Source organism: Streptomyces kaniharaensis (assembly GCF_009569385.1).
GTDB classification, from domain to species: Bacteria; Actinomycetota; Actinomycetes; order Streptomycetales; family Streptomycetaceae; genus Kitasatospora; species Kitasatospora kaniharaensis.
This window is the reverse complement of the sequence record NZ_WBOF01000001.1, coordinates 1,813,229-1,833,401: the sequence shown is the minus strand read 5'-3', so window position 1 is coordinate 1,833,401 and position 20,173 is coordinate 1,813,229. Positions and strand designations below refer to the sequence as shown.

The following is a 20,173-nucleotide window of genomic DNA, read 5'->3' as shown; positions in this document are numbered from 1 at the left end:
GAGCACTCGATGAGTACGCGATGAGTACGCGATGGGTACGCCCATGAAGTAGCGACAGTCCGGCGGACGAGACCCCCCGGACTCATAGACAGGAGTGAAGTGGCTAAGGTCCGGGTTTACGAACTCGCCAAGGAGCTTGGCTTGGAGAGCAAGGCCGTCATGGCCAAGCTCACCGAGCTCGGTGAGTTCGTCCGTTCGGCGTCCTCGACGATCGAGGCGCCGGTCGTGCGCAAGCTGACTGACGCGCTTGGTGTGGCACCCACCGGTGGTGGTTCCGCTGCCAAGCCGGGCCCGCGGAAGACCGCGGCGCCCTCCCCCGCCGGTGGCGCCGCCGCCGGCCAGGGTGCCCCCAAGCCGGGTGCCCCGACCCCGGGTCCGCGCCCTGGCGCGACCCCTGGTCCCCGTCCTACACCGGCCGCAGGCCCCGCGGCCACGACCGCTGCGGCCTCCGCCGCCGCCCCCGCCGCCCCGAAGCCGGGTGCGCCGACTCCGGGCCCGCGCCCGGCCGCGCGTCCCGCCGCTCCGGCGGCCCCGGCCGCGCCCGCGGCCGAGTTCTCCTCGCCGGCTCCGGCCGGTGACGCCCCGCGTCCGGCCGCCCAGGCCCCGCGCTCGGGCGGCCCGGCCGCCGGCGGTGCCCGTCCGGGCCCGCGTCCGGCCGGTCCGCGTCCGGGCAACAACCCGTTCACCTCGGGCAGCGCCACCGGCATGGCCCGCCCCGGCGACCGCCGTCAGGCTGCGCCGGGTGCGCGTCCGGCCGGTCAGGGCGGCCAGGGTGGCGGTGCTCCGCGTCCGGGTGGCGCTGCGCGTCCGGGTGCCCAGGGTGGCGGTGCTCCGCGTCCGGGTGGCGCGCCGCGTCCGGGTGCCCAGGGTGCTCCGGGTGCCGGTGCGCCCCGTCCGGGTGGCGCGCCGCGTCCGGGTGCCCAGGGTGCTCCGGGTGCCGGTGCTCCCCGTCCGGGTGGTGCTCCGCGTCCCGACGGCATGCCGCGTCCGGCCGCGCCGCGTCCCGGCGGGCCGACCCCGTCCGGCATGCCGCGTCCGAACCCGGGCATGATGCCGCAGCGTCCGGCTCCGGGCCCGCGTCCGGGTCCGGGTGGCCGTGGTCCGGGTGGCCCCGGCGGCCGTCCCGGTGCTCCGGGTGGTGCCCGTCCGGGCTTCCAGGGCCGTCCGGCCGGTCCGGGCTCGCGTCCGGCCGGTGGCGGCTTCGGCGGCCCGCGTCCGGGTGGCGGTGCTCCGGGTGGTGGCGGCGGCTTCGGCGGCGCCCGTCCGGGTGGCTTCGGCGGTCGTCCGGGTGGCCCGGGTGCCCGTGGTGGCACGCAGGGTGCGTTCGGTCGCGGCCCCGGTGGCCGTCCGGCGCGTGGCCGCAAGTCGAAGCGGGCGAAGCGCCAGGAGTACGAGGCCATGCAGGCCCCGTCCGTCGGCGGCGTGATGCTGCCCCGCGGCAACGGCCAGACGGTCCGGCTGTCGCGTGGTGCCTCGCTGACGGACTTCGCCGAGAAGATCAACGCCAACCCGGCCGCGCTCGTCTCGGTGATGTTCAACCTCGGTGAGATGGTCACCGCGACCCAGTCGGTCTCCGACGCGACCCTCGAGCTGCTGGCCGGCGAGATGGGCTTCGTCCTGGAGATCGTCAGCCGGGACGACGAGGACCGCGAGCTGCTGGAGTCGTTCGACATCGACTTCGGTGCCGACGAGGGCGACGAGGACCAGCTGGCTCCGCGCCCGCCGGTCGTCACCGTCATGGGTCACGTCGACCACGGTAAGACCCGCCTGCTGGACGCCATCCGCAAGTCCAACGTGGTGGCCGGCGAGGCCGGTGGCATCACCCAGCACATCGGTGCCTACCAGGTCGTCACCGAGGTGAACGGCGAGCAGCGTCCGATCACCTTCCTGGACACCCCGGGTCACGAGGCGTTCTCCGCCATGCGTGCCCGTGGTGCCAAGTCCACCGACATCGCGATCCTGGTGGTCGCGGCCAACGACGGTGTCATGCCGCAGACGGTCGAGGCGCTGAACCACGCCAAGGCCGCGGGTGTGCCGATCGTGGTCGCCGTCAACAAGATCGACGTCGAGGGCGCGGACCCGACCAAGGTCCGTGGCCAGCTGACCGAGTTCGGCCTGGTGGCCGAGGAGTACGGCGGCGACACCATGTTCGTCGACATCTCCGCGCGCCAGGGTCTGCACATCGACCAGCTGCTGGAGGCCGTGGTCCTGACCGCGGACGCCTCGCTCGACCTGCGGGCCAACCCCGAGCAGGACGCGCAGGGTATCGCCATCGAGGCCCACCTCGACAAGGGCCGCGGCGCCATGGCGACCGTGCTCGTGCAGCGCGGTACGCTCCGCGTCGGTGACTCGATCGTCGTGGGCGACGCCTACGGCCGCGTCCGCGCGATGCTGGACGAGAACGGCAAGAGCCTCACCGAGGCCGGTCCGTCCCGCCCGGTGCTGCTGCTCGGTCTGACCTCGGTGCCCCGCGCCGGCGACAGCTTCATCGTCGTCGACGAGGACCGCACCGCCCGCCAGATCGCCGAGAAGCGCTCGGCCCGCGACCGCAACGCCGCCTTCGCGCAGCGTCGGGTCCGGGTGTCCCTGGAGGACCTGGACAAGGCCATCGCCGCCGGCTCCATCGAGCAGCTCAACCTCATCATCAAGGGTGACGTCTCCGGTTCGGTCGAGGCCCTCGAGGACGCCCTGGTCAAGCTGGACGTGGGCGAGGAGGTCGAGCTCCGGGTGCTGCACCGCGGCGTCGGTGCGATCACCGAGTCCGACGTCGACCTGGCGATGGGCTCGGACGCCATCATCATCGGCTTCAACGTGCGCGCCGAAGGCCGTGCGCGTACCGCGGCCGAGAAGGAAGGCGTGGACGTCCGGTACTACTCGGTCATCTACCAGGCGATCGAGGAGATCGAGAACGCCCTCAAGGGCATGCTCAAGCCGGAGTACGAGGAGGTGCGCCTCGGCGCCGCGGAGATCCGCGAGGTCTTCCGCTCCTCCAAGTTCGGCAACATCGCCGGTGTCCTGGTCCGCGACGGCATCATCCGCCGCAACGCCAAGGCCCGCCTGCTGCGCGACGGCAAGGTCGTGGCGGAGAACCTCTCCATCGAGGGTCTGCGCCGCTTCAAGGACGACGCGACCGAGGTCCGCGAGGGCTTCGAGGCCGGTGTCACCCTGGGGTCGTTCAACGACATCAAGGTCGACGACATCATCGAGACCTACGAGATGCGCGAGAAGCCGCGCGCCTAGTCGGTGTCAGCCGGGGCCGGTCGACGGATGGAATTTCCGTCGACCGGCCCCGGTCTCGCTGTGTAGGGTCCGGGGTAGTCAAATGTCGCAGCGTCAGCCCGGTTCCGGGCTGTCCTCCGAGGCCTTCCAGGTCGGCGAGACCTGTCATACATGTTCGTGGGAACACTCACCTTCGACCTGCTGCTGGGCGACGTCCACTCGCTCAAGGAGAAGCGTTCGATCGTGCGGCCCATCGTGGCCGAACTGCAGCGCAAGTACAGCGTGTGCGCTGCCGAGACCGGGAACCAGGATCTGCACCGCCGGGCCGAGATCGGCCTCGCGGTGGTGTCCGGCGACGCCGGATACGTCACCGAGATCCTGGACAGCTGTGAGCGGTTGGTCGCCGGCCGCCCCGAGGTGCAGCTCCTCGCCGCGAGGAGGCGCTACCACAACGACGACGACGAGTGAGAGCCGTGGGGGCGTCCGGCGGAAGTCGCCGTTCTCACACAGATCAGGACCCAGAGCGCCCGCAAGGCCGGGCGCGGGCCGGTACTTTGGGGCGTGGGCCCCGACGGGTGCGCAGCTCGCCCGGGTGCCGGGCCCACTGCACGAGGAGGCAACGTGACCGACACCGCAAGGGCGCGCAAGCTCGCCGACCGTATCCAGGTGGTCGTCGCCCAGACCCTGGAGCGGCGGATCAAGGACCCGAGGCTCGGGTTCGTGACCATCACCGACACCCGGGTGACCGGCGACCTGCGCGAGGCCACCGTCTTCTACACCGTCTTCGGTGACGAGACCGAGCGCCAGGCCACCGCGGCCGCGCTGGAGAGCGCCAAGGGCGTGCTCCGCTCGGAGGTCGGCAAGCAGACCGGGGTGCGCTTCACCCCGTCGCTGACCTTCGTCGCGGACGCCCTGCCGGAGAACGCCCGGAACATCGACGACCTGCTCGACCGGGCCCGGACCTCCGACGCCGCCGTGCGCACGGCGGCCGCGGGGGCGACCTACGCCGGCGACGCGGACCCGTACAAGGTCCCGGCGTCCGAGCGTGACGACGAGGACGAGTAGTCATGACGGCTGAGCCGGCGGAGGCCGCCTCGCAAGCCGGTTCGACCACGGGGGCGTCCTCCACCAGCACGGTGGAGGGTGCCCTCGCGGTGCTTCCGGGCACGGTGCTTCCGGGGCCGCGCGCCGAGGAGAGCGGGTTCGAGCTGGTCTGGCAGCAGGTGGTGGCGGAGATCGGGCGCGCCCGCACGATCGACGTGATCTGCCACATCTGCCCGGACGGCGACGCGCTGGGCTCCGCGCTGGCGGCGGCGCTGGCGCTGCGCGGACTCGGCCACGAGGTGCGGGTGTCGTTCGGCGACGACCCGCAGGTGGTGCCCGAGTCGCTGGCCTTCCTGCCCGGCCAGGAGCTGATCGTGCCGGCCTCCGAGGTGCCCGACCACCCCGAGTTGGTGCTCTGCTTCGACGTGGCCGCGCAGAGCCGGCTCGGCCTGCTGCACGACAAGGCCTTCGCCGCGCCCGTCCTGGTGGTCTTCGACCACCACGCCTCCAACCCGGGCTTCGGCACGCACCAGTTGATCGACCCGACCGCGCCGGCCACCGCCGTGCTGGTCGACGAGCTGCTGCGCCGGCTCGGCGTCGAACTCGACCAGGACCTGGCCACCTGCCTCTACACCGGGGTCGCCACCGACACCGGCTCGTTCAAGTACCGGGCCACCACGCCCGCCACCCACGAACTCGCCGGGCGGCTGCTGGCCACCGGCATCCGGCACGACCTGATCTCCAGGCAGCTGTGGGACACCTCCTCCTTCGGCTACCTCAAGGTGCTCGCGGGCGCCCTCGACCGGGCCGTCTACGAGCCGGACGCGGCCGGCGGGCTGGGCCTGGTGTGGACCTGGGTGCCGTACCAGGACCTGGTGCTGTTCGGCGTCACGGTCGAGGAGATCGAGGGGCTGATCGACATCCTGCGCCGCCCGGCCGAGGCCGAGGTCGCGCTGGTGCTCAAGCAGGACCCGGACGGCACGCTGCGCGGTTCCTCGCGCTCCAAGGGCGCGGTGGACGTCGCCGCGGCCTGCGCCGAGCTGGGTGGCGGGGGGCACGTCTACGCGGCCGGGTTCAGCGCCCGGGAGGACGTGGCCACCGTGGTCGAGCGCTTCCGGGGCGCGCTGCGGCCGGTAAGTTGATCATCTCCTGATCATCCGTTCAGGGCTGATCATCCTTTCAGAGAAAGAACTTGATGAAGCGCAAAGGCACCGGCCCGGACGGCCTGGTGATCGTCGACAAGCCCGAGGGCATCACCTCGCACGGGGTCGTCGCCAAGATGCGGTGGCTGGCCGGGACGCGGAAGGTCGGCCACGCCGGCACGCTGGACCCGATGGCCACCGGCGTGCTGGTGATCGGCGTCGAGCGGGCCACCCGGCTGCTCGGCCACCTGATGCTCACCGCCAAGACGTACGAGGCGACCATCCGGCTCGGCCAGACCACCGTCACCGACGACCGGGAGGGCGAGGTCACCTCCTCCACCCCGGCCGACGGGGTGAGCCGGGAGTCGATCGAGGCCGGGATCGCGGCGCTCACCGGCGAGATCATGCAGGTGCCGTCGAAGGTCAGCGCGATCAAGATCGACGGCAAGCGGTCGTACGCGCGGGTGCGCGAGGGCGAGGACTTCGAGCTGGCGGCGCGGCCGACCACGATCCACTCCTTCACCGTGCACCAGCAGCGCGCCGCGGTCGCCGAGGACGGCACGCCGGTGATCGACCTGGACGTGACCGTCGAGTGCTCCTCCGGCACCTACATCCGGGCGCTGGCCCGGGACCTCGGCGCCGGGCTGGGCGTCGGCGGCCATCTCACCGCGCTGCGGCGGACCAAGGTCGGGCCGTACGGGGTGGAGTCGGCCCGCACCCTGGAACAGCTGGAGGCCGCCGTGACCGGCGACTCCGCCACGGGGCTGGAGGTGCTGCCGATCGCTGACGCGGCGGCGGCGGCCTTCCCGCGCTGGGACCTCGACGCCGGACAGGCCGAGAAGCTGTCGCACGGCGCCCGGCTCAAGGCGCCCGGGCTCGGCGTGGACGGGCCGATCGCGGCGTTCGGGCCAGACGGCCGCTTCCTGGCCCTGGTGGAGGAGACCGGCGGGCAGGCGAAGCCGGTGGCGGTCTTCGTCGGCTGACGTCCGGCTGAGCTTTTTTCGAACCCCCGTCGGGATCCCGGCGGGGGTTCACTCGTTCCAGCGAGCGCGCGAGGTGAACGCCCGTGGTGAGCGGCGTGGGCACGGTCGCTCCGCCGTCCCGGCGGGCAGGCTCCCGGACGGCGAGCAGGTCGCCGCGGCGGGTCCGCTCCCGCCCCGCCCGGCCCTGCACTGGAGGGCGGGCGCATGCCGGGATTCCTGGACGGCTATGGGGTGGCGGGCGACCCGGAGCGCTACCTGCTCCGGATCCGCGAACCGGCCTGGTGGGCGGCCCGGTTGCTCGCCGCCGGGCTGGCCGCCAGCCCGGACGTCGCCGAACACCGCCCGCTGCTGGACCAGTTGGCCGCCCGTATCGCCGAACGGGCCGAGCAGGCGGGCGGGTTCGAGGCGCTGCCGGAGGCACGGCGGGCGGGTCGGCGCGCAGCCGGTCCGGCTGGACACCCTGCTCGCCGCCGAGACCGACCCGGTGGTGCTGACCGCCGCCGTGGAGCGACTGGCCGAGCACTGCGCGGCCGAGAAGCCCGCCCGGGCCCGCGCGGTGCTGGCCCGCGTGACGCCGGTGCTGCCGGCCGTGGACGAGGCGCTGGTGCGCAGCGCCGGCCGCTCGGCGGGGTTCGCGCACCTGCTCGTCCAGTGTCCGCAGGACGCCGTACCGACCCCGCCGGACGGCCCCGGCTGGTCCGGATGCGGGCCTGGTGGCGGCCGGGCGGGACCCGCAGTACGCCGCCGCCGAGGCGGAGCGGGCCGTGCTCGGGCGGGCCGGGGCCCCGGCGGTGCGCTCAACCCGTATTCCGGTGCCTGAGCAGGGGCAGACACATGGCACGCTATAGGGGTTCGGGTTTTGAGCGTTTGAGCGTACAGAAGGTACGCGCCGTACGGAACAAGGAGCGGTCAGGGTGCAGCGCTGGCGTGGCCTGGAGGAGATCCCCGGTGACTGGGGACGCAGCGTCGTCACCATCGGTTCGTTCGACGGTGTGCACCGCGGACATCAGCTGATCATCGGTCGGGCGGTCGACCGCGCCCGCGAACTCGGCCTCCTCTCGGTGGTCGTGACCTTCGACCCGCACCCACGCGAGGTCATCCGCCCGGGCAGCCACCCCGCGCTGCTCGCCCCGCAGGCGCGCCGCGCCGAGCTGATCGAGGGCCTCGGCGTGGACGCCGTGCTGGTGCTGCCGTTCACCCCGGAGCTGTCCCAGGAGTCGCCGGAGACCTTCGTGCAGCAGGTGCTGGTGGACGCGCTGCACGCGCGGACCGTCATCGAGGGCCCCAACTTCCGCTTCGGGCACCGGGCGGCCGGCGATGTGGCGCTGCTCACCGAGCTGGGCCGGGCGGCCGGATTCGACGTCGAGGTGGTCGACCTGCAGGTGCGCGGCACGGCCGGGGCGGGCGAGCCGTTCTCGTCCACCCTGACCCGGCGGCTGGTCGAGGCGGGTGACGTGGCCGGGGCCGGCGAGGTGCTGGGCCGGCCGCACCGGGTCGAGGGCGTCGTGGTGCGCGGGGCGCAGCGCGGCCGGGAGCTCGGCTACCCGACCGCCAACGTGGAGACCGTGCCGCACAGCGCGATCCCGGCCGACGGCGTGTACGCGGGCTGGCTGACCGCCGACGGCGAGAGGATGCCGGCCGCGATCTCGGTGGGCACCAACCCGACCTTCGACGGCACCGCGCGCACCGTCGAGGCGTACGCCATCGACCGGGTCGGCCTGGACCTGTACGGGCTGCACGTGGCCGTGGACTTCCTGGCCTACCTGCGCGGGATGGAGAAGTTCGACTCCATCGAGGCGCTGCTGGACCGGATGGCCGACGACGTCAAGCAGGCCCGCGAGCTGACCGACGCCGCCTGAGCGGCCCCTGGACGGGGAAGGGCCCCGTCGACCGGGGCGGTTTCTAGTGGTCGTTGCAACACGTGGTCGGTTGTCTAGGCCGCGAGGAGTTTAGCCAGACGCTCGGCTGGGGTTTCCCAGCCGAGCGTTTTGCGTGGGCGGCGGTTGAGCTGGTCGGCGACGGCGGCCAGGTGCTCGGGCGTGTGGACCGACAGGTCGGTGCCCTTGGGGAAGTACTGCCGCAGCAGGCCGTTCGTGTTCTCGTTGGAGCCGCGCTGCCAGGGACTGGCCGGGTCGCAGAAGTAGACCGGGATGTCGGTTGCCAGGCTGAACTCCGCGTGCCTGGCCATCTCGCTGCCCTGGTCCCAGGTCAGGGACCGCTTCAGCTGGACCGGGAGTGTCCGGGCGGTGGCCACTAGGGCGTCGCGGACGGTCTCGGCGGTGTGGTCGCCGGGCAGGTGCAGCAGCATCACGTAGCGGGTCGAACGCTCGACCAGGGTGCCGATCGCGGACTTGTGCTCCTTGCCGAGGATCAGATCGCCCTCCCAGTGGCCGGGGACGGCCCGGTCCTCGGCCTCGGCGGGGCGCTCGCTGATCATGACCATCGGGTCGGTGAAGCGGGAACGCCGGCAGTTGGCCTGCCGCTGGGGCCTGCGGCGGGCCCGGCCTGAGCGCAGGGCACCGGCGAGCTCGCGCCGCAGCTCGCCTCGGCCCTGGACGTAGAGCGCCTGGTAGACGGTCTCGTGGACCACGTGCATCTCCGGCCGGTCGGGGAACTGTCGACGTAGAGCGTGGCAGATCTGCTCCGGGCTCCACTGCTCGTCCAGCATCGCCTGGACGGCGGCGTGCAGCTCGGGGTTCTCGGTGATCTTGCGGGCCTTGGGGCGGGGCCGGCGAGCGTCCGCCCTGGCCTGGGCGGCGTGCGGACGGTAGTGCCACTGCCCGCGAGTGCCCTCGGTGCGGTTGCGGCGGATCTCCCGGCTGATGGTGGACGGACTGCGGCCCAGCTCCGCGGCGATGGCCCGCACGGTGGCCTTCTCCCGCAGCCGGTCGGCGATGTGGATCCGCTCGTCCTCGCTCAGATACCGGGAGACACCGGAAGGCGGCACCACCATGCGAATCGGTGGTGCCGCCTTCTGCCGCTGCTCGGCTCCGCGGCCGTGACGCCACTTCTGGCCGGTCCGGCGGGCGATGCCGACGATCCGGCACGCCTCGGTGTTCGTGTAGCCCTGCTGCATGAGCCGGGAGTATGCCTCCCGTTCCCGGCGCAGCTTCACAGGCCCCTGGGCCGTCCGGTCCTTGCGGATCTCGAAGTCCAATGCATCCCCTGAACTGGGGTGTTGCCACGACTCCTAGAACCCAAGCGGACCAGGTCGGCGGGGCCCTTCGGCGTCACTGCGGGGGCTGCGGCTGCGGCTGCGGCGGGTAGCCGTAGCCGGGGGGCGGCTGGTAGCCGTCCGGCTGGGCGGGCGGGGCCGGCTGCGGGGCGGCCGGCTGGGGCCACTCCGGCGCGGGCGGCTGAGCGCCCGGCTGCGGCGCCTGCGGGTAGCCGTACCCGCCCCCGGCGGGGTACGGCGGGTGGCCGCCCACGGGCGGGGGCGGCGGGGTCTGGCCCGGCTGCGGCGCCCACGGCGTGCCGGCGGCGGGCTGGCCGCCCGGCGCGGGGTAGGGCTGCGGGGCCTGCCCGGGGGCCGCGTAGGGCTGCTGCGGGTCGGCGTACGGCTGGGGCTGCGGCTGGCCGGGCTGCTGCTGCGGGTAGGGCTGCTGGGCCTGCTGCTGCCATCCGCCCTGCTGCTGGGCGGCCTGCTGGGCCCGGACGATGTCCTCGCCGACCAGGGTGGCCAGCTCGAAGTAGGCCTCGCGGACCTTGGGCCGCATCATGTCGAGGTTGACCTCGGCGCCGGCCGCCAGGCTCTCGTCGAACGGGACCACGACCACGCCGCGGCAGCGGGTCTGGAAGTGCGCGACGATGTCCTCGACCTTGATCATCTTGCTGGTCTCGCGCACCCCGGAGACCACCGTGATGCTGCGCTGCACCAGGTCCGCGTAGCCGTGCGCGGAGAGCCAGTCCAGCGTGGTCGAGGCGCTGGAGGCGCCGTCCACGCTCGGGGTGGCGACGATGATCAGCTGGTCGGCGAGGTCCAGCACCCCGCGCATCGCGCTGTACAACAGACCGGTGCCGGAGTCGGTCAGGATGATCGGGTACTGGCGGCCCAGCACGTCGATGACCTGGCGGTAGTCCGAGTCGTTGAAGGTGGTCGAGACGGCCGGGTCGACGTCGTTCGCCAGGATCTCCAGGCCCGAGTGCAGGTCCTGCGAGGTGAACTGACGGATGTCCATGTAGCTGCGCAGGTGCGGGATGGCCGTCACCAGATCGCGGATGGTCGCGCCGGTCTGGCGCTTGACCCGGCGGCCGAGGGTGCCGGCGTCCGGGTTGGCGTCGATCGCGATCACCTTGTCCTGGCGCTCGCTGGCCAGGGTCGCGCCGAGCGCGGTGGTGGTCGTGGTCTTGCCGACGCCGCCCTTGAGGCTGATCACCGCGATCCGGTAGCAGCTCAGCACCGGGGTGCGGATGATCTCCAGCTTGCGGGCCTTCTCGGCCGCCGCCGCCTTGCCGCCGAACTGGAACCGCGGCTGCTGGCGCTGCTGCTTGGGCTGGCTGCGCAGCAGGCGGTCCGAGGACAGCTCGACGGCGGCCGTGTAGCCGAGCGGCGCGCCGTGCGCGGTCTGCGGCGGGGCGGCGGCCTGCTGGAACGCGGCGGGCGGCGGGGTGGCACCGGCCTGCTGCGGCCAGGGCTGCCCGGGGCCGGGCTGCTGCGGCTGGGCCGGCGGCTGGTAGGCGGCGGGCTGCGGCCAGCCGCCCTGGCGCGGGTCGACCGGGCCGGGCTGCGGGCCCGGCTGGGGGCCGGCAGCCGGCTGGGGCTGCGCGGGCTGGGCCGGCTGCGGCTGCGCTGCGGCCTGCTGTGCGGCCCACGCGGCCTGCGGGTCCAGCGGCGGGACAACCTGCGGGTCCTGTGGCGGGACGGCTGCGGGCGGATGCGCGAACGACTGCGGCGGAGGTGGAGGTCCGGGCTGCGCCGGCTGCGGTTCGCCGAAGGACTGCGGGGCCGGGGCCGGCTGCGGGTCGGCGTACGGGTGCGCCGCAGCCGGGCCGGGGGCGGGCTGCTGGTGCGCGGACGGGGCCGCCGGTGGCCAGCCCGGGGCGACGGCCGGCGGCAGGTCGTGCTGCGCCGGGGCCGGGGCGGGGAACGACGCGGGGAACGAGGCGTGCGGCGCCTCGGCGAGCGCGGGTGCCGGTTCGGGCGCGCCCGTCGGCACCACCGGAGAAGACGCCGGAGCAGGCATCGGAGCGGGTGCCACCGGCTGCTCGGCGGCCGGAGCGGGCGAGGGTGCCGGAACCGGCGCGGCCTCACTTACGGGAGTGGGAACCGGAGTCGGCGCGGGCATCGGCGGCGGCACGACGGCCGGAGCCGGGATCGGAGCCGGGGCCGGGGCCGGGGCCGGGGCCGGGGCCGGGGCCGCCGGAGCATCCGCCGAGGCCGCCGGCGTCGGAGACACCGGAGGCGCCGGGACGCCCGCCTGAGCGTCCGTCTGCACGTACCAGGAGGGCGGAGTGTAATCGGGCGCGTCGGACCAGTCGTCGTCGTCCTCCGCCGCGTTGTCGCCGACGTAGACGCCGTCCCGATCGCTGCTCACTAGGGCTCCCTCGTGTTCGCCGCCGCTTGTTCAGCGGTGCCGTTGCCGCCTCACAGACTAGGCCGTGCGGCGACCCTCGTTGAAGCCGGAGTCCGATCCCGGCCGGACACCCGCGCCGGTCACCGGCCCCGTGCGACCCCGGCCGGTCCGGTCAGTCCACCCGGCGCGGCGCGCCCAGGACCTGCTGCTCGGCGGGTCCGGCCACGGCCCGAACGTACTGACGGCGCATCCGGGTCGTCCAGAGCGTCAGATCGTCGCCCAGGGCGGGCAGTGCGGCGACGTCCTCCGGCGAGAGCGGGAGCACCCGCCGCAGGAGCTCGGCCTCCTCCGGCTGTACCCGCTGAATCCCCACCAGGTCGGCGGCGTTGACCAATCGGACGGCCTCCGGGACGAGCCACGGAAGCACCGTCAGGGTGGCCTGCCACGGCGTGGCGGAGAGCCGGCTGCGCGGCGGACGGGCGGTGAGGTCGCGCACCACCAGCACCGGCGAGGTCACCGACGCGCCCTGCGGGCCGAGCCGCCCGGGCTGGTGGACGGTCACGCACGGCTGCCCGCCGCCCGCGGCCTGCGCCATCGGGCCCCACGCCTGGGCGCGGGCCGTCTCCACCACGACCCGGGCGCCGACCGAGGCCGCCCGCAGCGCGATGAGCTGCGCCGTCCACAGCCCGCCGACCAGCACCAGCTCGTACGCGCCGGGCCGGAACAGGCCGAGGACGGCGGGCAGGCCCTGCGGATCGACGCCGATCACCACGCCGTCGTCCCCGACCGGGAAGGCCAGCGCCCCGAGGTCCTCGGCAGCCAGCACGTGCTTCTCCCGGCGCGGCCCGCGCAGGCCGAAGCCGGGCAGGATCCGCGTCCGGGACCGGGCCGCCGGCGCGGCACCGGGCTGCGGGCCCGGCCCGGTGTGGGTCTGGTGCGCCATCAGACTGCTCCTCCCAGCGGCAGGGTGGCGAGCACGCCGGGGGCCTGCTCCAGATCGAGCCGGCTCAGGCCGAGTCCGGCGCTCTGCGCCCGCGTCTCCACCTGGCGGCCGGCCTGGTCGACCTCGCTCTCGCTGCGCCCGGTCACCCGCAGGTGTCCGCTGATGGTGACGGAGCCGCCGGTGCCGTGCCCGGCGGTCAGGCTGAAGGTGCTGGCCAGCGCCGGCGAGCCGGTGATCAGGTTGACCAGGTCGGGGGCGGCGATCCGGCCGGGGACGCCGTCGGGGCGGCCGAGCTGCGGCCAGCGGGAGATCCAGTAGGTGCTGTGCCAGCGGTCGTCGATCCGCCAGTACCGGCGGCCCTCCTGGGTGCGGCGGGTGGTGCCGGCGCCGCCGCCGGTGCCCTGGCGCCCGGTCACCGCGAGGGGGTTGGCGCAGGTGGCGATGGAGAGGGCGGCGATCAACTCGCGTTCGTCCAGCACGGTCGCGTGGAACCCGGCGCTGTTGAGCCGTCCGGCGAGCTGGTCGGTGACCCGCTGGAGCGCCCTGCGGGCGCCTTCCTCGCCGCCGCCGCGGGCCCGGACGGCGGTGGCGGCCCGCTCCGGGTCGAGCTTGAGCGCCACCCAGGTGAGCCGCAGCCCCGGGGTGGTGGTGCCGTCGGGCAGGTCCCGGTAGGCGCGGGCGGCCAGCGACTGCTCGGGCACGTGCGTGGCCGGGGCGGGCTGGGTGTGCTGCACCAACTGGACGGATTCCAGGGTGATGTCGTCCACCCGCAGGGCCGAGCAGACGACGTCCAACGGCAGCGGCAGCGCGGTGCGCACCGGGCGCAGCGGCTGGTCCTTGGCCTGGACGAGCAGCACCGAGCTGAGGAAGGTGCCGTCGCCGACCATGCCGGTCTCCCGGCGCACCGGCCGGCCGCCGAGGTCGGCCTCGGTGGCGTGCGTGCAGGTGCGCAGCGCCGGTTCGAGTTCCAGCGCGGGGGCGAGAGCCGGGTCGGTGCCGGCCGGCGAAGGACGGGCCTGGTTGCGGCGGGACTTGAGGGCGGCGCGCACCTGGAGCGTCTCGGGGATCGTCCGGCCGCGCAGCGGGACGAGGCCGAGGACCAGCAGGGCGAGTGCGACCGCGCCGAAGCCGGCGGCGACCGCCCGGCTGATCGTCCAGCCGACCGCGACCACTGCCACCGCGACCTCGACCACGACGAGTTGGCGCAGTTTCAGTCGGCCGCCGAGCAGCCCCGGCCGGGGGTGGACGCGGACCGCGACGGGCCCGCCGGCGCCGCCGTCGGCGGGCGACGCCTCGCCCGGTGCCGTGCCGCGGCGTCCTGGAGCGGTCTGGCTTGGCATCCCCCAGGTGACCCTCTCTGATCGGTTGCCGTCGGCCCGCTGGCTCGTTCACGGACCGTACCCGTACCGTACTCACCGTCTGCTGCCGCATCGTAGAGGGTTCGAGCCCGTTCCCGCCCGGCGGTCGCGGACTCGGGGCAGGTCGGTCGGACAGGGGAGACGACGAGCATGGCATCGCGCCGGGACGAGCTGAACGCGTACACCTTCGCGCGCAGGCGCACCGTGGGAGCCTTCCTGATGCCGGGCGGCGCGGGCGGCGACGAGGACGCCCCGCGCCCGGTGAAGGCCGTCCTGCCGAGCCTGGTCGTCGGGGCGGTGATCGTCGGCGGGTTCGGGGTGTGGGGGGTGTTCAGGCCGAGCGCGCCGCTGGACTGGGACAACGGCAGGAACGTGATCCAGGGCAAGAAGTCGACCACCCGGTACGTGGTGCTGACCGACCCGGACGGGCGGACCAGGCGGCTGCACCAGGTGCTCAACATGTCCTCGGCCCGGCTGGTCCTGCCGGCCGACGCCAAGGTGGTGGTCGTCGACGACGACGTGCTCGACCGCTACCCCCACCACGGCCCGACGATCGGCATCCCGTACGCGCCGGACAAGCTGCCCGGCAAGGACAACGCGGGCAAGCCGATGAAGTGGTCGGTGTGCGACCGCCCGGGCTCGGACGACAAGCAGGAGACCGTCAACCAGGCGCTGTTCGTCGCGGCCGGCGCCGACGCCGGGGCACTGGAGGCCAAGGGCGGGATGCTCGGTCCCGACCAGTTGATGCTGGTCCAGCTGGCGGAGGACCAGCAGGTCACCGCCTCGCCCGCGCAGGGCCAGCCGGGCGCCGGGCCCGGCGGCGCGACGATCTACCTGGTCGACGCGCAGGGCCGCCGGCACGAGATCGGCACCCCGCAGACGGACGACCGGGAGAAGAAGTCGCTGATCACCGCCGTCTTCGGGCCGAACGCGGTGCCGCAGCGGGTCAAGCGCGAGTGGCTGGGCACCCTGCTGGACGGTAGCGCGATCGTCTTCCCGCAGGTCGATGGGGTGGCGGACAGCCAGGGCGCCAACTCCTCCGTGGCGCTGGAGGACCAGGCCGACCGCCGGATCGGCCGGCTGGTGCACTACCAGGACCGCAACTACGTGGTCGGCCGGGACAAGCTGTTCCTGGTGACGCCGTTCCAGGCCGAGCTGATCCGGCAGAACCCGGCCTACCAGGTGCTCTATAAGTACGACGCGGACAAGAAGCCGCGCAACGACGAGATGACCCCGGCCGACCACGCGCGGTTCGGCACCAGCACCCCGCTGCCGAAGGCGGGCGACGGCGACTGGCCGCTCAAGTCCGGTGCGCCGGTCAACAACTGGCAGGACCGGCAGGACGCCCGCAAGGTCGTGTGCAGCACCTTCGACGGCGTCGCCGAGGATGGCCACACCCCGAGGCGCAGCGTCTGGGCCGGTCCCGAGTACCCCGCTCAGTACAACAACGGTGCGGGTGCGGCCTATGTGACACCTGGTCACGGCCTGTTCTACCGCTCGATGGACAACGGCTCCGGCGGCTCCGGTGGCTCCGGCACCGACTACCTGATCACCGAGACCGGCCTGCGCTACTCGGTGCCGGCCAACGGCGACGGCGGCAGGGGCGTGACCCCCTCGCCCGGCACACAGCCGGGCCAGAGCGGTGCCCCCAAGTCGCCGACGCCCCAGCCGGGTACGGCCCAGCCGTCCGCATCCCAGCCGTCCGCGCCCGTGCCGGACCAGCCGGACGAGCCCGGCGGCAACCAGGCGCGGCTCGGCTACCGGGACCTGCAGCCGCTGCCCGTGCCGCACGAGTGGTCGGATCTGGTGCCGGCCGGCCCGCCGCTCAGTGCGAAGGACGCGGCGCAGCAGCAGAACGCCTGACCGGCCAAGTGCCCCAGCGGAGTTGGGGCCCGTGTCATGGTCTGGTAATTACTCAGGGTTCTGAGTTGGGTGAGCTGCGTATGCCGACTACAGTGCTCCTGGACATCACAGGGTGATGGACCGGACGGGTCGGCCGACCCGCCGATCACACAATGTTTGCCCGATGGGGGACGGTGGAGCATGGGTCAGTTCAAGATGACCGCCCAGGAGATGCAGGCCTTCGCCAAGCGGATCGAGGAGGCCATCGGCAAGATCGCCCAGGAGCGCACCAAGCTCAACAGCACGATGGGCAGCGTCTCCGGTGGCTGGCAGGGCCAGGCGGCCGAGGCCTACAAGAGGCTGCAGGAGCAGTACAACGGGGACATCGACAAGCTCAACGAGTCGCTCCGGGCGATCAAGGGCGCGATCGAGCTGACGGTCAAGCACTACGCGGCCACCGAGGCGGAGCAGCAGCAGCAGTTCAGCGCCGTCCAGAGCTGATCACCGAACCGCACGCCGCACTGCCCACCGCACCGCCCCGCATCCTCGACAGGGAGACATCGTGCCCGACCACATCCTCGTGAACTTCGAGACCCTCCAGAACGCCGCCGGGGAGGTCAAGGCCGCCGCCGCCCGCATCAACCAGCTGCTGGAGGACCTCAAGGGCGACGTCACCAAGATCTCCGCCAGTTGGGAGGGCCAGGCCCAGCAGGGCTATCAGGCCCACCAGGCGCAGTGGGACGCCAAGGCCGCCGACCTCCAGCAGGTCTGCGCCAACATCGCCGGCGCGCTGGAGGCCGCCGCGCTGAGCTACAAGAGCACCGAGGACAAGAACGCCAGCCGCTGGCAGCACTGACCGGCGTCCCCTCGGGGGACGCGTGGGGCGGGTGCCCGGATCCCGGGCACCCGCCCCTGCCGCGCAGGTACGGGTGGACGACGTTGAGGGGTGGCGGGGTGTCCGCACGGGGGTACCGCAGGACGGCCGCGACACTGGCCGCGTTCGCGGTGCTGGCCGGCCCGGTGGCCGCCCCCGCGCACGCCGACGGCCCGGGAATCGCCGCCGCCGGCGACTGCCCCGCCTCCGCCCCCGACGTCCAGGTCGTGCCGTGGGCGCTGCAACGTCTGCTGCTCGACGAGCTCTGGCAGCACGGCCGGACGACGGGCGAGAACGTCACCGTCGCGGTCATCGACACCGGGGTGGACGACAGGAACCCACAGCTTGCCGACAAGGTCGATGACGGCGGCAGCCTGCTGCGCAACCGGGAGACCAAGGCCCTGATCGAGGGCGGCGGCAAGGACGACCAGGTCGGCCACGGCACCAAGGTGGCCGGCATCATCGCCGCCCGCCGCTCCGACCGCACCGGCTTCGTCGGACTCGCCCCGGGCGCCCGCATCCTGTCGATCCGCCAGAACGACAGCGAGGGCAACGGCGACGTCGCCACCCTCGCCGACGCCATCCACCAGGCGGTCCAGCGCGGCGCCCGGGTCATCAACATCTCCCAGGACGTCCGCGGGGCCGCGACCACCGGCTTCACCGGCTACCCGGAACTGAAGGCGGCCATCGAGTTCGCCGAGGCGAACCGGGCCGTGGTGGTCGCCTCCACTGGCAACGACGGCAAGGAGGGCGACACCTACCCGGGCGCCTTCCCCACCGTGCTCGCCGTCGGCGCCTCCGACCGCAACAACGAGCGCGCCCCCTTCTCCCAGTACGGCGAGTTCGTGAAGGTCGCCGCGCCCGGCGTCGGAATACTCTCCACCGTCCCCCGCAGCGGCCAGTGCGTGGACAACGGCACCAGCTTCGCCGCCCCGTACGTGTCCGGCCTGGCCGCGCTGCTGGTCGGCGCGCACCAGGGGTGGAGCGCGGCCCAGGTCCGGGCCTGGATCGAGCAGACCGCCCAGCGCACCGAGCACGGTCCCAACCGCTTCATCGGCTGGGGCGTGGTGGATCCGGTGAAGGCCGTCACCAAGGCCCCCGACAACCCGCGGGACAGGGCCGAGCCGGACCCGCCCGTCCAGCTAGCCGCCGCCCCGATCGTGCCCCGCCCGGTCGGCCTCGGCGAGACCCAGGCCGACCGCGACCGCCGCACCGCGACCTACGTGCTCGGCATCGGCGCGCTGCTCGTCGCGCTGCTCATCGGCGGGGGCGTCGTTATGCGCGACCACCGGCGCAGGCCCACCGGCTGACCGGCAGTCAGCTGACCTGAAAATCGTCCTACCCGGCTGTGACATCCCGTGCCGCCCACCGCATCAAAGAGGTGTCAGCGACCACGAGCAACGGGGGACAGCGCGCATGAGGCGGATCTGGGGCGGCCGCGAGGCCAAGGACGCCGGGTTCCTGGAACTCGTGTCCAGCCGGACCGGCCACCTGTACCGCTCGGCCTGCCTGCTGACCAGCGGCGACACCCACCAGGCCGAGGACCTCGTACAGGAGACCCTCAGCCGGATGTACGTCCTCTGGCGGCGCAGCGCCTGGACCGGCGGCCGGTCCCGGATCGACAATCCGGCTGCCTACGCGCACACCGTGATGGTCCGCACCTTCCTCGCCCAGCAGCGCCGCCGCTCCAGCACCGAGCGCCCCACCGGCGACCTGCCCGAGCCCGAGGGCCGTGAGGCCGACAGCACCCTGCGGCTGACCCTCCTCGACGCGCTCGGCAGGATGCCGCCCAAGGACCGGGCGGTGCTGGTCCTGCGCTACTGGGAGGACCGCAGCGTCGAGGAGACCGCCGAGGTGCTGCGCGCCTCGTCCGGCGCGGTCCGCAGCCGCACCACCCGGGCCCTGGCCCGGATGCGCATCCTGCTCGGCGACTCGTTGGCCGAACTGGCCGCCCGCTGAGCACCCTTCCGACACCCGCCCCTTGAGAGACGGTGATCACCCATGTCCGGATCGGACAAGTTCGAGGACGATCTTCTCTACGCCATGACCCGCACCGGCGAGGGCTTCCACGCCGGGCAGGGCGATCTGGTGGCCGGCGGTCTGGACCGCGGCCGCCGCCGCTGGCGCCGCCGCTCCGCCGCCGCCGTGGTGAGCGGCGCCGCCGCGCTCGCCCTGATCGGCACCGGCGCCGTGTACCTGTCGGGCTCCACCGGCGCGTCCGCGGCGGGCACCGCCACGGTCGCCGCCGCCCCCACCACGACCGCGGCGGGCACCGCCACCGCCGCGGCCACCCCGACCGCCGCGCAGTCCTCGGCGCCGACCGTGATCACCGGCGACGAGGTGCTGGCCATCTTCCGGGCCCTGCTGCCCAAGGGCCAGGTGACCGAGGCCAAGGGGCGCGGCACCAACGACGCGCAGTTCAACGGCACGTTCGCGGACGCCGGCCTGGTCTTCGACGACGGCCAGGGCAAGTCGCTGATGAGCATCAGCATCCAGAAGCACCGCCCCAAGAACGTCCAGCCGCGTACCTGCTCGGCGGACTTCACGCTCACCCGCACCGACTCCTGTGCCGTGACCACGCTGCCGGACGGCTCGAAGCTCATGCTCAGCCAGGGCTACGAGTACTCGGACCACCGCGCCGACACCAAGGAGTGGTTCGCGACGCTGGCCCGTCCGGACGGCGGGGAGATCTCCCTCAGCGAGTGGAACTCGGCGCAGGAGAAGGGCGCGCCCGACAGCCGCCCCAACCCGCCGCTCACCCTGGACCAGATGAAGGCGATCGTCACCGACAAGTCCTGGGACCGGGTCGTCGCGGCGGTCAAGTACGACGGCATCGACACCGATGCGATCGACCCCGGCCTCTCGCTGGAGGAGCGCGAGGCGATCCTGGCCAAGCTGCTGCCCTCCGGGGTGACGGTGACGGGCCGCAGCAGCAGGGAGCTCCAGGCCACGTTCCAGCTGGCCCAGGGCGGGACAGCCGGCTCGCTGGTGCTCCGGGTGGAGAACTGGGCGAAGTCGCCCGACACCCCGGTGGCGCGAGCGTTCAAGGACGCGACCGTCCTGCCCGACGGGAGCAAGGTCGTGATGCGCGGCCCGGGTACCGACAGCCCGAAGTCCCCGCAGGTCGTGGACGTCCTGCGTCCCGACGGCGTGGAGGTCGTGGTCGGGGAGGGTCCGACCGGCAAGCCGCTGCTCACTTTCGACCAGTTGAAGGCGATCGCCATCAGCCCGGAGTGGAAGGTCAAGAAGTAAGCG

Annotated in this window: 17 protein-coding genes; 13 read left to right on the top strand and 4 right to left on the bottom strand. The window is 73.6% G+C overall.

Going from position 1 to position 20,173, the window contains the following annotated elements:
• The first annotated feature begins 99 nt into the window (after window positions 1–99).
• The 7 genes from infB to F7Q99_RS08300 all read left to right on the top strand — a co-directional run bounded on the left by infB (window position 100) and on the right by F7Q99_RS08300 (window position 8,247).
• Window positions 100–3,240 (top strand): translation initiation factor IF-2, encoded by a 3,141-nt coding sequence (gene infB, locus F7Q99_RS08330; RefSeq protein WP_326846427.1) that lies wholly within the window; start codon window positions 100–102, stop codon window positions 3,238–3,240.
• Between the two features lie 150 nt (window positions 3,241–3,390).
• Complete coding sequence (locus F7Q99_RS08325; protein ID WP_153460710.1) at window positions 3,391–3,687, top strand: DUF503 domain-containing protein; 297 nt, start codon at window positions 3,391–3,393, stop codon at window positions 3,685–3,687.
• 153 nt (window positions 3,688–3,840) lie between these two features.
• Window positions 3,841–4,284 (top strand): 30S ribosome-binding factor RbfA, encoded by a 444-nt coding sequence (gene rbfA / locus F7Q99_RS08320; RefSeq protein ID WP_326846426.1) that lies wholly within the window; start codon window positions 3,841–3,843, stop codon window positions 4,282–4,284.
• A gap of 2 nt (window positions 4,285–4,286) precedes the next feature.
• Window positions 4,287–5,405, top strand: coding sequence for a DHH family phosphoesterase (locus F7Q99_RS08315; protein WP_153460709.1), 1,119 nt, complete (start codon window positions 4,287–4,289; stop codon window positions 5,403–5,405).
• Window positions 5,406–5,458: 53 nt separating this feature from the next.
• Entirely contained in the window at window positions 5,459–6,388 is a 930-nt protein-coding gene (gene truB, locus F7Q99_RS08310) for a tRNA pseudouridine(55) synthase TruB (RefSeq protein WP_153460708.1), read from the top strand.
• Between the two features lie 484 nt (window positions 6,389–6,872).
• Entirely contained in the window at window positions 6,873–7,208 is a 336-nt protein-coding gene (locus F7Q99_RS08305) for a hypothetical protein (protein WP_153460707.1), read from the top strand.
• Window positions 7,209–7,302: 94 nt separating this feature from the next.
• The gene (locus F7Q99_RS08300) at window positions 7,303–8,247 is read left to right on the top strand and encodes a bifunctional riboflavin kinase/FAD synthetase (RefSeq protein ID WP_326846425.1); all 945 of its coding nucleotides are present in this window, start codon (window positions 7,303–7,305) and stop codon (window positions 8,245–8,247) included.
• A 74-nt stretch (window positions 8,248–8,321) separates the two neighbouring features.
• On the opposite strand, the gene F7Q99_RS08295 is transcribed toward F7Q99_RS08300, so the two are convergent.
• The 4 genes from F7Q99_RS08295 to eccE form a co-directional block, all read right to left on the bottom strand.
• Complete coding sequence (locus F7Q99_RS08295; RefSeq protein WP_153460101.1) at window positions 8,322–9,545, bottom strand: IS30 family transposase; 1,224 nt, start codon at window positions 9,543–9,545, stop codon at window positions 8,322–8,324.
• Between the two features lie 73 nt (window positions 9,546–9,618).
• Window positions 9,619–11,922 (bottom strand): MinD/ParA family ATP-binding protein, encoded by a 2,304-nt coding sequence (locus F7Q99_RS08290; protein ID WP_326846424.1) that lies wholly within the window; start codon window positions 11,920–11,922, stop codon window positions 9,619–9,621.
• A 151-nt stretch (window positions 11,923–12,073) separates the two neighbouring features.
• On the bottom strand, window positions 12,074–12,844 hold the full coding sequence (locus tag F7Q99_RS08285; protein ID WP_153460706.1) for a hypothetical protein: 771 nt from the start codon (window positions 12,842–12,844) through the stop codon (window positions 12,074–12,076).
• Window positions 12,844–14,184 (bottom strand): type VII secretion protein EccE, encoded by a 1,341-nt coding sequence (gene eccE, locus F7Q99_RS08280; RefSeq protein WP_153460705.1) that lies wholly within the window; start codon window positions 14,182–14,184, stop codon window positions 12,844–12,846. The genes F7Q99_RS08285 and eccE overlap by 1 nt, the downstream gene beginning before the upstream one ends.
• A 168-nt stretch (window positions 14,185–14,352) precedes the next feature.
• On the opposite strand from eccE, the gene F7Q99_RS08275 reads away from it, so the two are divergent.
• From F7Q99_RS08275 to F7Q99_RS08250, 6 genes are all read left to right on the top strand, one after another.
• Window positions 14,353–16,065, top strand: coding sequence for a type VII secretion protein EccB (locus F7Q99_RS08275; RefSeq protein ID WP_153460704.1), 1,713 nt, complete (start codon window positions 14,353–14,355; stop codon window positions 16,063–16,065).
• 180 nt (window positions 16,066–16,245) lie between these two features.
• The gene (locus tag F7Q99_RS08270) at window positions 16,246–16,545 is read left to right on the top strand and encodes a WXG100 family type VII secretion target (protein ID WP_153460703.1); all 300 of its coding nucleotides are present in this window, start codon (window positions 16,246–16,248) and stop codon (window positions 16,543–16,545) included.
• A gap of 61 nt (window positions 16,546–16,606) precedes the next feature.
• Window positions 16,607–16,900, top strand: coding sequence for a WXG100 family type VII secretion target (locus tag F7Q99_RS08265; protein ID WP_326846423.1), 294 nt, complete (start codon window positions 16,607–16,609; stop codon window positions 16,898–16,900).
• 98 nt (window positions 16,901–16,998) lie between these two features.
• Window positions 16,999–18,228, top strand: a complete 1,230-nt coding sequence (gene mycP, locus F7Q99_RS08260; RefSeq protein WP_326846422.1) for a type VII secretion-associated serine protease mycosin — start codon at window positions 16,999–17,001, stop codon at window positions 18,226–18,228.
• 106 nt (window positions 18,229–18,334) lie between these two features.
• Window positions 18,335–18,877, top strand: a complete 543-nt coding sequence (locus F7Q99_RS08255; RefSeq protein ID WP_153460701.1) for a SigE family RNA polymerase sigma factor — start codon at window positions 18,335–18,337, stop codon at window positions 18,875–18,877.
• 42 nt (window positions 18,878–18,919) lie between these two features.
• Window positions 18,920–20,170: a hypothetical protein gene (locus F7Q99_RS08250; protein WP_153460700.1), complete on the top strand. Its 1,251-nt coding sequence runs from the start codon at window positions 18,920–18,922 to the stop codon at window positions 20,168–20,170.
• Window positions 20,171–20,173: the final 3 nt, after the last annotated feature.